At 40.5% G+C, this 13,222-nt stretch carries 12 protein-coding genes; 6 read left to right on the plus strand and 6 right to left on the minus strand.

Annotated features, from left to right (window positions below; genetic code table 11):
- The first annotated feature begins 31 nt into the window (after window positions 1–31).
- From JO943_RS00200 to JO943_RS00225, 6 genes are read left to right on the plus strand one after another with little or no spacing between them, the layout of a single operon-like run.
- A complete protein-coding gene (locus JO943_RS00200; RefSeq protein WP_202739645.1) occupies window positions 32–2,896 on the plus strand; it encodes a type VI secretion system Vgr family protein in 2,865 nt (954 codons plus the stop codon).
- Window positions 2,893–4,536 carry a glycoside hydrolase family 19 protein gene (locus tag JO943_RS00205; protein WP_202739646.1) on the plus strand — a complete coding sequence of 548 codons (1,644 nt, stop codon included), beginning with the start codon at window positions 2,893–2,895 and terminating at the stop codon, window positions 4,534–4,536. Before JO943_RS00200 ends, JO943_RS00205 begins: the two co-directional genes overlap by 4 nt.
- The gene (locus JO943_RS00210) at window positions 4,533–5,243 is read left to right on the plus strand and encodes a hypothetical protein (protein ID WP_202739647.1); all 711 of its coding nucleotides are present in this window, start codon (window positions 4,533–4,535) and stop codon (window positions 5,241–5,243) included. The genes JO943_RS00205 and JO943_RS00210 overlap by 4 nt, the downstream gene beginning before the upstream one ends.
- Window positions 5,240–5,776, plus strand: a complete 537-nt coding sequence (locus tag JO943_RS00215; RefSeq protein ID WP_227614376.1) for a hypothetical protein — start codon at window positions 5,240–5,242, stop codon at window positions 5,774–5,776. The genes JO943_RS00210 and JO943_RS00215 overlap by 4 nt, the downstream gene beginning before the upstream one ends.
- 35 nt (window positions 5,777–5,811) lie before the next feature.
- The gene (locus JO943_RS00220) at window positions 5,812–6,126 is read left to right on the plus strand and encodes a lysozyme inhibitor LprI family protein (protein ID WP_227614378.1); all 315 of its coding nucleotides are present in this window, start codon (window positions 5,812–5,814) and stop codon (window positions 6,124–6,126) included.
- A 37-nt stretch (window positions 6,127–6,163) separates the two neighbouring features.
- On the plus strand, window positions 6,164–6,688 hold the full coding sequence (locus JO943_RS00225; protein ID WP_032868804.1) for a hypothetical protein: 525 nt from the start codon (window positions 6,164–6,166) through the stop codon (window positions 6,686–6,688).
- A 119-nt stretch (window positions 6,689–6,807) separates the two neighbouring features.
- On the opposite strand, the gene ychF is transcribed toward JO943_RS00225, so the two are convergent.
- From ychF to JO943_RS00255, 6 genes are all read right to left on the minus strand, one after another.
- Window positions 6,808–7,899, minus strand: a complete 1,092-nt coding sequence (gene ychF, locus JO943_RS00230) for a redox-regulated ATPase YchF (protein ID WP_005229883.1) — start codon at window positions 7,897–7,899, stop codon at window positions 6,808–6,810.
- A 94-nt stretch (window positions 7,900–7,993) separates the two neighbouring features.
- Complete coding sequence (locus JO943_RS00235) at window positions 7,994–8,653, minus strand: methionine ABC transporter permease (protein WP_009515246.1); 660 nt, start codon at window positions 8,651–8,653, stop codon at window positions 7,994–7,996.
- The gene (locus tag JO943_RS00240) at window positions 8,634–9,704 is read right to left on the minus strand and encodes a methionine ABC transporter ATP-binding protein (RefSeq protein ID WP_202739975.1); all 1,071 of its coding nucleotides are present in this window, start codon (window positions 9,702–9,704) and stop codon (window positions 8,634–8,636) included. The genes JO943_RS00235 and JO943_RS00240 overlap by 20 nt, the downstream gene beginning before the upstream one ends.
- 11 nt (window positions 9,705–9,715) lie before the next feature.
- A complete protein-coding gene (locus JO943_RS00245; protein ID WP_199972654.1) occupies window positions 9,716–10,546 on the minus strand; it encodes a MetQ/NlpA family ABC transporter substrate-binding protein in 831 nt (276 codons plus the stop codon).
- A gap of 27 nt (window positions 10,547–10,573) precedes the next feature.
- Window positions 10,574–11,986 carry an LLM class flavin-dependent oxidoreductase gene (locus JO943_RS00250; protein ID WP_202739649.1) on the minus strand — a complete coding sequence of 471 codons (1,413 nt, stop codon included), beginning with the start codon at window positions 11,984–11,986 and terminating at the stop codon, window positions 10,574–10,576.
- Window positions 11,986–13,209, minus strand: coding sequence for an SfnB family sulfur acquisition oxidoreductase (locus JO943_RS00255; protein ID WP_202739650.1), 1,224 nt, complete (start codon window positions 13,207–13,209; stop codon window positions 11,986–11,988). The genes JO943_RS00250 and JO943_RS00255 overlap by 1 nt, the downstream gene beginning before the upstream one ends.
- Window positions 13,210–13,222 lie beyond the last annotated feature (13 nt).

The following is a 13,222-nucleotide window of genomic DNA, read 5'->3' on the forward strand; positions in this document are numbered from 1 at the left end:
AATTAAATCGTTTCATATAAAAAATATTAGGATGAAATTAAACAATATTGAGTATCTATTAGAAAAAATAGGACTAACCACCCAAAAGCGTGCGCTGCATATTCAGTTTTCAAATCCGAATTTAAATACAAAGGTATTCCTGCAACGTATTGATGGTCAACACCAACTCAATGCTGGATTCAAGGCAGAGCTGATCTGCCTATCCACGGATGCGGCCATTCCCCTGAAACGATTTATCGGCAGCCAAGCAGCGGTTGATATGGTGACGGATCAAGGTCAATTCGCCCGCGTCACAGGGATCATTACTCAGGCACTGCAAGGGCAATCGGATGGTAGCCTGACGCTGTATAAGCTCACTTTAGAAGATCCAACCGCGCTATGGAAACAACGCCGTAACAGTCGCGTATTTATGAATAAGTCTGCGGTTGAGGTTATAGAAATATTGTTCCGTGAGTGGCAGCTACGTAGTGCTTTATTTGCTTCCAGTTTAAGTCTTGATTTGAGCGGGCTCACAGGAAACTACGATATTCGGCCATTTATGATGCAGTCGAATGAGCTGGATAGCGAGTTTATTCAACGGTTGCTCTGTTCGGAAGGAATTAGCACCTTAATAGAGGAAGCAGCGCTTACTGTTCCGAATAGCAATCGCCCGATCCAGCCACAAATACTTCGCCTTATTGATGACAATGGTCAATACCAAGCTTTAGACCGAAGAACAATTCGTTACCATCGCAGCAATGCCACGGAACAATATGACAGCATGACCAGCCTGAGGGCTCAACATCGCCTACAGCCAACCGCTGTACATATCCAGCGTTGGCAAGCTCATGCACTGGAGCAAGAAGATGGTGCGGGCAGTGTTCAAACCAAACATCAGCATAGCCAAGACCATGATGCAGCTTCCCTTGCACTCGAAGATGCATGGCATTTCAGCCCGGCATGGATGCAGGATCTCAACGGTGAAGATGGCGCAACTGAGTCGGGCAATGCGCAGATTGAAAAACTCACCCAGAACCGAGTGCACTATCATGATCTGCAATCAAAACATTTTGTCGCCCATACCACCGTTCGCGACGCGCATGTCGGATACTGGTTTGAGCTTGCAGAACATCCTGAAATTAATCTGCACCAAAGCGGTGATCAGCAATTTCTGATTACAGCCAAACAGTTTTATAACCAGAATAATTTGCCGAAAGACTTAAAACAACAGATCAACCAGTTATTAACCGAAAGTGACTGGCATATTGAAGATGGTCAGGAACGTCAGGCGAATCAACTGACCCTGCAGCGCCGTAGTATCAAAATCGTACCTGAATATCATCCCTTCATGCATAGACCGGCTGCTCATCCCATGCGGGCAAAAGTGGTTGGGCCGGAAGGTGAAGAGATCCATGTGGATGAGTGGGGACGGATTAAAGTTCGCTTCCTGTTTACCCGTGCAGAGGATCATCAGCATGATGGTGGCGCAGGCGCCAATGATAATGATACCGACTCTGCCTGGGTGGATGTGCTGACGCCTTGGGCTGGTGAAGGTTATGGGGCACGCTTCTTGCCACGCATTGGCGAGATTGTGGTGATCAACTTCTTTGATGGCAATATTGACCGACCATTTGTTGTTGGACGAATTCATGAAGCCCATCGCAGTCCGACTAAATTCGATCATATAGGCAAGCTGCCTGACACCAAGAAACTGGCAGGAATCAAGTCCAGAGAATACCAAGGTAGCGGCTTTAACCAATTGAGATTTGATGATACTCAGGGGCAGATCAGTGCCCAACTACAAAGTAGCCATGCTGCGAGCCAACTCAATCTCGGCAAGCTTAGTTATCCGAAAGACACGGCTGAAAGCGATGACCGTGGCGAAGGATTTGAACTACGGACGGACCAATGGGGCGCTGTGCGTGCAGGTGAAGGTTTATTATTTTCGACGCACAAGCAAGAGCAGGCGCAAGGTGAACATCTGGATGCACAACCTGCCAAGCAGCAGCTCGAAGACAACCTCAGCAATGCGATAGCACTGAGTGAAGTGGCCAAACATCAGCAGACCGATGAAATTGAATCATTAGCACAACTCAAAGAATTCGCTGCACAGATTGAAGCAAAGATTGCCAAGTTCAATAAGGCGTTGCTGTTACTGAGTTCACCCGATGGCATTGGTTTGAGTAGCCATGCAGATATTCATGTTTCAGCGGATGGTCAGATCAATCAAATTGCGGGCGAGAGTATTAACTTGAGTACACAAAAAAACCTGATTGCCCATGCACAAAACAGGATCAGTTTGTTTGCTGCCCAAACAGGTATTAAACAGGTTGCGGCGAAGGGGAAGTTTGAAGTCCATGCACAAACGGATGGCATAGACTTGTTCTCCAAACAAGGCATTCAAATTATTTCGACTGAAGACCGGATTGAAATCATCAGCCCCAAAGAAATTGTATTTACCGCAGGGTCCTCACAAATCAAGCTGAATGGTTCAGGGATTTTCCCAACTACAGGCGGCAAGTTTGAGGTGAAGGCGGGACAGCATCTGTTTGAAGGTGGGGCGAATATTGTGGTTCCAAAATTGAGCCTGCCAACAGCCAAGACACTGTTTAGCAATCAGGTGAGCTATAACTGGAATATAGAGTCTGAAGGAAAAAAAGAAATCTTTATTTTAGACCGAAAGAGTAACAACCTCATAAAAACAAAAATGGATCAACTTGATTCTGAAAATAAAGTGAGTTCACTACGCTTCTACACACCGCAAACAACCGACTTTACAGCACTCATCTTTAATTCAGATCTTCCACGCTTAAAGCTGGATCTGCCTGATAGTGAAAATATTGATGAACTATTAGAAGAAGCACTTTATGAACAAGAAAGTGATGAAAGAGATACGGAAGAGGATGCCGACCAATGAGTAACTTAGTCACCATTACAGCCAAATTTTATGATAAATCTGGACAGTCTTTTGGTCACTTGGATGTTCAGTCTCGATATCAAGGTTCCTCTAAAGCCAATACTCAAAAAGCTGATTCTAATGGTTTATTTGTTTTTCAGGCATCTCCACACAGGAAGGTGGAATTATTAGCCAAACCGCAGAATCAAAAAGATTATAAGGTATTCAAAACCATAGATTCCTCTATTACGTCGTCAGCAGAGAATCCAGTTAAAGTTCAACTGCCTAAAACAATAGAGGAATATAAACAAAGTAGACAGCCTTCGTCAGCTAAAGGAATTGTAAGTACATTTTTTAAAGTAGTGGATAGTAATGGGAAAATTATGAAGAATTTCCCTGTTCAGTCCAGACCGAAAGGAAAAGGAAACTCACCAGATAAATTCACTGATGATCAGGGAATTGTAGAGGTGAAGTCTTCTCCTAATCGGGATATAGAAGTTTTAGTACTGACATCCAGTGATCAATTTGTCTTAAAAAGTTCTATGAATTCTGGTAATGGGAATGAGGAGCCGATCCTCATCAAACTGGATGAACCATATGCAAAATTTTTAAGTAGCTCTATGATCAAGATTTTAGATCGGGATGGTAATGACTACGTTATAGAGAAAACGAATGTAGAAATGTTAATTGTCGAGAGTGGTAGAAAGCAGTTGTATAGTATCTCGAATGGGAAGTTAGCTCTACAAAGTATGGTCGGGCAAAAACTGGAATTTATCGTATATAAACCTGATGGTAAACCATTGAAACCTCAGCCTTATATGGCGACACGAATAAAAAATAATCCTGCTGAGTTACATTTGGATGTTGATGTAACTAAGGGAACGACAGCAGCTAATGATCCAGAGATCAATAGAGCAATTCAAGGCAAGGTATTATGTAAAAAATGTGGGAAATCTCTAAATATTGATCTTGATTTTATAAAAGATATAGCTCCTAAAGCTAAACCTAATTTTCAAAAAGCATTACTTTTATTACCTATTTATCTTAAAAAATATTCAAGTAATACTTGTAAAGATCTAGTACATATTTTAGCGCAGGGGAAAATTGAAACACAGGATTTTATTGCACTTATCGAAAGCATGAAATATACAAAAAAATCTTATACAGGGAAGTCACTGTATAATATGATGAAAACTAATTTTGAGAATGCATTTAAGAGGCATGGGATGGATAAATATAGTTTGGAACAAAGATATAAATATGTGGAAGACAATTTTATATCTAATGATCCAGCTATAGCACAATTTCTATATTCAGTTCCAGAACATCCAAATAAGAATTATAGAGGTAGAGGGCTTATTCATTTAACTCATTTTTCTACTTATGTAAAATGTGCAAAAGAAACAGGGTTAGATATAGAAAATAATCCGGAATTATTACAATATGATTTTAATGCTGCGATTGAGAGTGCTACATGGTTTTGGAATGAAAATCGTATTAATAAAATAACTACTTTAGATAATGATAAAATAGATGATGTGCAAATTACAAATAAAATTACAGTAAAGGTGAATATTGGAATGAAGCAAGCAACAGAAAGGAGAGTGGCAAAAATAAAAATAGCAAATAAATTTATAAATAAATATGGAGAGTGTAAGTGAAATATTTCATTATTTTATTGTGTTTTGTTTCTATAATTTCATGTGCAGATGATAAAAATTGTACTAGTGTGAAGAAGAATTTTAGTGATTATAAGAATGAGGAAGTATATGATTTAGATTTTTATATAACTGATTGTAAAGGTAAAAGTAAAAAAGTAGATACTTTTGGTTATTTTGGTGATGTGCCTAAAATAAACTTTTACTTTTTTGAAAATATAGGTTCAATTAACAGGTTGTTTGTGTCTACTTATGTCTATACTAATATATATGAAGAAAATCCGAAGTATATATATCAAAATGGTAAATATAATTTTATTTATGTCTATGATTGTAATGGTTTAAATTGCAAAAAGAATGAAAAAATTAGTAATTTTTTTGGGAACGGAGGGAACTTGGTAAATGTAAATGGTTACAAGATTGTTAGCAATTACCCTTATGATTCTATAGTAAAAATTAAAGAAGAAGTAAATTCTAATTTATTTAAGAAATGGTTGGCTAATCAATTAAAAAAAGGGCATATTTTAAATAAAACAAATATCTATCAAGAAAATGGAGTTAATTCTAAGAAATTAGGTTATCTTATTCAGGGTGATGAGTTTTTTATTAAAGATATAAGCTTAAGATGGTTTAATATAATTTATAAAAGGAAAAATGGTGAGAAAATAGAAGGTTGGATAGATTGTAGAGATACAGACTTATGTTTATGAAAAGATTTCGTATGCATTTTCTGTTTATTTTAATATTTTTATTCTGTTATAAGAATGCATCGGCAAAAGAGCACTGTCATGTTGATGAAGAGGTAGCGTTAAGTATTTTTAAGAAAAATGATGCTAAATTTATATCAAATAATTGTGAGATAGCACTTGATAATCAATATGTTGAAAGTTTTTTAATTATACAAAACAAGAAATTGTTTCTTAATAGAGTTAAAGGTCGAGTAGGGAATGGTGAAGGTGCTGAATTAGTTGCAGTTAGTTTGTATAGAAAAAAAAGCAAGTTGCCGGTATTGATAACTTTATACTCAGAAACTTATTGTTGCTATCCTCAGCCTAGTGGAAAGCTATATAAAGTTGATTTATATAATATTGTTAAAAACGGAAACAATATATCCTTGAAACCGATTACTGATATTTTGGGTGATAATAGTTCAGGACTTGAAGGTGTTTCTGATGACTATATGCACTTTAAATTTAAAGATATTGCTTCGATTAAGAAATGGCTGGATAAGAATTATAAATGAGATTCTTTATTGGATTGTATTTAGTATGGTTGGCCATGTCTGCCTATGCAGATAAAGATGTTGTTACTTGTAAACCTGATAGTACTTTTTTTAATGATATATTGAATTGTTATTTAATTGAATACAAAGAAAATGACAAAGAGCTAAACTCAGTTTATAAAAATAAAATATCTAAACTTTCCAAAAATGAAAAAGAAAAGTTAAAAACATCCCAAAGAAACTGGGTTAAGAAGAAAGAAAAGCTATGTATGGCAAATGAAGATGGATTTGGACGAGAAAGTCATTTTGAAGCTATAGCATGCCAAACTGAAATGACAAAAGAGCGGATTTCATTTTTAAGAAAATATTAAATTTGAAATTAATATGCGGACAATATGGAATCGTTAAATGAAAAAGAACCTTATGCATTTTCTGTTTATTTTAATATTTCTATTCTGTTATAAGGATGCATGGGCAAAAGACCAATGTCATATGCAACAAGTCATAGATTTGAGTATTTTTAAGAAAAATGACTATAAATTATTTAATTATACGTGTTCATCGGAGCAAGGTGAGACCTTAAAAAATTATATGGGAAATTCAAAAAAGAAGTTTCTTGTAAATAAATATTTTGATTTTGCTGCTAAAGAAAGTCCTAAGCTTTTAGCCGTTAGTATTTATAGACCAAAAATGAAGCAAATCCCATTACTTATAACTCTTCACACATCATATTATTGTTGTACCCCTCAAATAGAGGGTAGTTCTTATGAAGTTAATCTTTATCAGATAGATAAAAATATGAAGTTAACAGAGTTAACAAGCCTACTAGGTGAAGATTCAGTAGGTTTTGAAGGACAGGTAGAGGGACGGGTTTATTATAGATTCAAAGACATTGCTTCTATTAAAAGATGGCTTGATAAAAATTATAAATGAGATTCTTTATTGAATTATTATCTATAGGCATTGATAAAGTGTTTATTTAACATGAATATTTTAAATAAAAAAACCGCCAATAAATTCCTCATTGGCGGTTTAGCTATCAGAACACTGACTTAAACGTTAAAACGGAAGTGCAAGACATCACCGTCCTGAACGACATAGGTTTTACCTTCCAAACGCCATTTACCTGCTTCTTTAGCACCATTTTCACCGTTGAATTGAATGAAGTCATCATAGGCAACACATTCAGCACGGATAAAGCCTTTTTCAAAGTCAGTGTGAATCACACCAGCTGCTTGTGGCGCAGTTGCACCCACTTTAACTGTCCAGGCACGAACTTCTTGTACACCCGCAGTGAAGTAAGTTTGTAGACCAAGCAGTTTATAACCAGCACGAATTACTACGTTTAGACCTGGTTCTTCCATACCCATTGCTTCAAGGAATTCAGCACGATCTTCATCTTCAAGCAATGAAATTTCAGCTTCGATCTGGTTACAAAGTGGCACAACAATCGCATTTTCTTCAGCAGCGAGCTTTTGTACTGCTTCAAGATGCGGGTTGTTTTCAAAACCGTCTTCAGCTACGTTGGCAATATACATCGTTGGTTTAAGGGTCATTAAACCAAAACCACGTACTGCTTTACGCTCATCATCAGAAAGGTCAGCGGCACGTGCCGGTTTACCTTCATCAAGTAAAGGCTGGATTTTTTCTAGAACTGCTTTGGTTGCAAGCGCTTCTTTATCGCCACCTTTTGCCGCTTTAGTTAAGCGTAACAATGCTTTAGCAACGGTATCAAGGTCGGCTAGTGCAAGTTCGGTATTGATGGTTGCAATATCATCTAATGGATCAATTTTACCATTTACGTGAATGACGTTCTCATCTTCGAAGCAACGGACCACGTGTGCAATCGCATCTGTTTCACGGATATTGGCAAGGAACTGGTTACCCAAACCTTCACCTTTAGATGCACCTGCAACCAGACCGGCGATGTCAACGAATTCCATCGTGGTTGGTAAAATACGTTGTGGTTTTACGATTGCAGCAAGTTTATCCAAACGTGGATCTGGTACGGGTACGATGCCTGTGTTCGGTTCAATGGTACAGAACGGAAAGTTTTCAGCAGCAATCGCTGCCTTTGTTAATGCATTAAATAATGTAGATTTACCTACGTTTGGCAGACCAACAATACCGCAATTAAAACCCATGAAACCACTCACAAATGTGTAATATAAAAATTGCTGCTGATTTTACATGAAAGCCATGACAAAGTCATGGCTAGAGTAGAGGATCCATTCGGGCTTAAACTTTGCGTTTATCCAGTTGTTGGGCAATGTGATCGCCAGTGGCCTGCACCAACATGACCAAAACGATGAGGACCAAAATCACAGCAAGCATCACTTGCATATCAAAACGCTGGTAACCATAACGATAGGCAATATCGCCTAGACCGCCTGCACCTATTGCACCGGCAATGGCAGAAGAGCTGATCATGGTGACAATAGTCACGGTAAAACCTGCGATAATTCCGGGTAATGCTTCCGGGAGCAGCACGTGCCAAAGAATCTGCTTGCGATTACAGCCCATTGCTTGTGCTGCTTCAATCAGCCCTTGATCGACTTCGCGTAGGCTGACTTCGGCAATACGGGCAAAGAACGGAATCGCGGCGATAGTCAAAGGTACAATTGCGGCGAGCACACCATAACTGGTGCCGACGATCCAGCGGGTAAATGGAATCAAAGCCACCATTAAAATCAGGAAGGGGACTGATCGAGTGATGTTAATGATCCAGCCTAAGGACTGATTGATTCTCCTGGACGGATAAATGCCAAAATCGGCGGTGCTGACCAGAATCAAGGCAATCGGCAAACCAATCAAAAAGGCGAGAATCGCAGAAACACCAACCATAATCAGGGTATCGGTGGTGCCTGTCAGTAACAGATCAATGAGTTGATTGTACATAACCGATCACCTCAAGTTGTGTTATGGCTGGATGTTTTGCAAATTGGGGGCTGTTCAGATCAAATTCGAGATTGCCAATCCCAATGACTAAGCAACCAATGCTATGCTGCTGAATAGTATCAATCTGACTGTAATACACCTGAACGGGGCTGTTAAATCCATCCAGTAATTCATATAAATTAGGCACCGATTTCGATTCACTGACATATTTCAGTTTTAAAAGCTGATGGGTACTCTGAGGCAGAATGGTTGGGCTCAGTTCAAAAGGTAAATTTACCTGCTCAAAATTGAGTAATTCCTGTGTGATCTGTTGTTGCGGATTGGAAAATACCGACCAGACCTGCCCTGACTCAACGATTTCACCCTGATCAATCACGACCACCTGATCACAAATCTCCTGGATGACCTGCATTTCATGGGTGATCAGGACAATGGTTAAACCAAGATCCTGATTAATCTGTTTCAGCAAAGCCAAAATATTGGCGGTACTTTCCGGGTCGAGTGCAGAAGTGGCTTCATCACAGAGCAGGATTTCAGGTTGCGACACCAAAGCACGTGCGATACCGACACGTTGTTTCTGTCCTCCCGACAGTTGCGAGGGATAATCATGTCGTTTTGCATCCAAACCTACCAGTGTCAGGACATCACTGACCCGTTGCTCAATCTCAGCCTTGTCATAAGCTGCGATCCGCAGTGGTAGAGCCACATTTTCCCACACCGTTTTGGCAGACATTAAATTAAAATGCTGAAAAATCATGCCAATTTTCTGTCTGGTCTTGATCAACTCGGCATGGCTGAGTTCAGCAATATTTTGCTGATGAATCAGGATGCTGCCGGTATCAATTGACTCCAGCCCGTTTAAGGTACGCAGCAGGGAAGATTTACCTGCTCCGCTTTTTCCGATAATTCCGACAATCTGTGCTTTGGGAATATCGAGATGAATGTCTTTTAAGGCATGTAAGCGTTGGCCCTGTACATCATAAAACTTGTTTAAACCGCGTATTTTCAGATGTGGAACTGAAAAATCGACTTGTGAACCAAAACTCACCATCATTGTTCTCCTTATTTCCAGCCAGGGAACCACAAGGTTGGACCGAAATCGCTATCCAAGGCCGCTTTCACTTTTGGCGAGTTTTGATAAATCTCGACAAATTTCTGTAGCTTGTTGTCTTTGTCCTGATAGTCATCACGCACCACAAATAAAATCGCATAACGCTTATTGGTGTTGTCATCAAACAACAAGGCACTTTCAGGATCAGCCGTTTTGGCCAAACGTAAGTAGTGTGGATAACCAAAAGCGAGATCAACATCGTCAATGGCACGTGCAGTTTGTGGTCCTTCAACTTCAGTAAATTTCAGGTTCTTCGGATTTGCGGTAATGTCTTTCAGTGCTGAAAGATGATTATTGCTGTCTTTCAGTTCAATTAACTTGGCTTGCTGTAAAAGGAGTAATGCGCGCCCCTGATTAACGGGATCATTCGGAATGGCCACAGTGGCGCCATTTGGCAGTTCCTCAAAGCTTTTATATTTTTTTGAATACAGTCCAACATGTGACGCCGCACCCGCAGCAAATGACTTTAACTTAAAGCCAGTTTCTTTAATGGCATTATCCAGAAAGGGCTGATGCTGGAAAAAGTTCGCATCAATATCGCCATGACTTAAGGTGATATTCGGGGTATTCCAGTCGGAAAACTCGACCAGTTTGACATTTAATCCCTGTTGTTTGGCTTCATCCGCTGCGACTTGAAGCGGATGAGCAAAAGAAGGACTTATTCCAATCACCAGTTCACTATTACTGCTTTGTCTGTGTTTATTCCAGATCAATAAGGCAATAATCGCAACAACAACGACCAGGCCAATACCGAGCCATTTTTTAGAGGCTGTTTGAGCCATATATTTCTCCAATTCTTTTCTTTAATGTTAAGCACTAATTTCTTCAATTATTTTTAGGGTATCTGTGTTGTTATGCGATCTACATCGGAACTGATCGGCAGGATGGCTGGCAGCTAAATGGTCCCCTTGGGCAAAAAGCTTATTGCGTAATGAACCTGTGGCATATTCAGTTTTATAACGTCCACGTTGTTGTAACTCTGGAATGACCAGCCGAATGAAATCATGGTGTGATTCAGGTGCAACCGTACGCGTTAGGTTAAAACCATCAATACCGGTCTGATCAAGCAGATCAATCAGGTATTCTGCAACCTCAGCACCACTGCCAACAATGAGCGGATAGCGTCCACCCAGCACATGTTGGGCTTTTAGATCATTTTTGCTGATGCGCTGTTCTTTAAATTTCTCATTGACGGAAGCAATGCTATTGCTCTTTTGATACGGAATCGCTTCATCATCTGCAAACTTGGCAAGATCAATACCGACTGAACTGGCATAATGTGCTAAACCTGCTTCTGGGCTGGCATATTGACGATATTCAGCCAGTTTTTGCTGGGCAAGTTCATGTGTTTCAGCCACAACCACGGTAATGCCGACAAAGATTTTAATTGCATCTTCATCTCGACCTTGTTGCTGTGCTTGTAGTCGTATTTTATTGACTTGCTGACGAATCTTTTCGGGTTGATCACCGCCAATAAAAATACATTCTGCATGACGCGTGGCAAATTGTAGTCCTTTCGGTGAAGCCCCAGCCTGAAAAAGTGTTGGTGTGCGCTGTACCGACGGCGCAACCTGAAATACCCCTTGGCTTTGGTAATATTGCCCTTGATGATTGATCGAGTGGACTTTATTGGGGTCAGTAAAAACGCGTTGTTGTTTATCTTTCTTTAAGGCGTCATTTTCCCAGGAACCTTCCCAATATTGATAGCAAAGCTGTAAGAACTCCTCGGCTTGATCATAACGCGCATCATGATCTTTTAAGCCTTTTTGTCCGATCAGGCGTTCGGCACTGTCCAGATAGCCAGTGACAATATTCCAGCCCAAACGACCTTGGGTTAAATGATCGAGACTCGCAAAACGCCGTGCAAATTGATAGGGCTGCTCATAGCTGAGATTGACCGTAACACCAAAACTCAAATTCTTTGTGACCAAAGCCATGGCTGAAATCAGGGTAGAAGGGTCATGGCTTGGCAGTTGGATCGATTCTTTCAGGGTCAGCTCGATACCATTCTGATAGACATCATAAATACCGGTAATATCGGCGAGGAATAGGCCATCAAACAGACCCTGTTCCAAGGTCTGTGCCAATTCAGTCCAATAATACAGCTCATTAAAGCGATGTGACTGATCACGCGGATGTGTCCATAGGCCATGATTGATATGACCGACGCAGTTCATATCAAAGGCGTTCAGTAAAATTTTCTTTGCTGTGGTTTGCGTCATTACAATGTCCCCCGACGTGGAGGCAGAATGTCATTCAATACATAATTACCGATGAAGTAATATTTCCAGCGTGCAGCATCATGCAAGGTATGTACACGCGCATTACGCCAGTGACGGTCCAGCCCATCGGCACGTTGACTACCACGACTGCCCGCCAGTTCAATCAGTTTCGATGAGGCCTTTAATGCAGTTTCGCTACTATGCGCACGAACTTTGGCAACATCTATTGAGGCTTTGGCTAAGCTTTCTGGATTGAGCTCCTGTTTGGCAGCATCAACAGATCGAGCCGCCTGTTTGAGCAGTAATTCGCTGGCTTTAACATCGGTTGCCACACGACCAAGCTCAGACAGGGTTAAGGGATCTTGCGTAGCGGAATCAATATTGGCATCAATCCAGGGGCGAGCGACACGCACGCGTTGCAAGGTTTCCTCAAAGGCCGCACGGGCAATCCCGACTTCAATTGCGGCATGCATGATTTGCGCAAATGGGCCGACCAAAGACAGTTGCTTAAAGGCAGTATCAAACGGAATCACATCCTCTTTGGCAACGTAGACCTGATTAAACTTGACTGTGCCGCTGCCTGTAGTCCGTTGCCCAAAGCCAGACCAGTCATCAATTAGCTCCAAACCTTGACTGTCTCGTTGTACAAAAGCCAAAAATTCATTACCTGTTTCATCCACCACTAAGGTTGGAATACGATGGGCAAACAGGCTACCCGTACAATAAAACTTTTCTCCTTGAATCAGATAACCATTTTCGCTTGAGATTAAGGTGGTCTGTTTATGTGCTGAGGTGCGGGTTTTAAACTCAGCCAGCGCATTACCAAACCGTGCACCTTGTAATACTTCCTGATAGAGGCGCTGCTTTTGTGATTCGGTACCGGTATTGCGTAATACTTCCAGTGCATAAAAATGGTTTTGTGGAATTTGACCGATTGAACCATCCGCACCACTAAATAGGGCAATCACTTTGGCAACGGTAAGACTGGAAACCTCTGCACCGCCATACTGTTTAGGTACAGTAATCGCCCATAAACCTGACTGGCTATACGCTTCGATTTCGGTAAAGGGCAAGTCCCGATTGGCATCACGTTCAACCGCAGATTGTTTAAATTGCTGACTGAGTTGTGTGGCAATCTCCAATGCTTCTGCATCGCTTTGAATGATATGTGCCGCTTTTAGATGCGGCTTGGCAAAACCTTGTAATTCTTGATATGAGGTCATGGTGATTTTCTCC

It is taken from the genome of Acinetobacter sp. 'aerobic (ED)' (assembly GCF_904886855.1).
GTDB classification, from domain to species: domain Bacteria; phylum Pseudomonadota; class Gammaproteobacteria; order Pseudomonadales; family Moraxellaceae; genus Acinetobacter; species Acinetobacter courvalinii.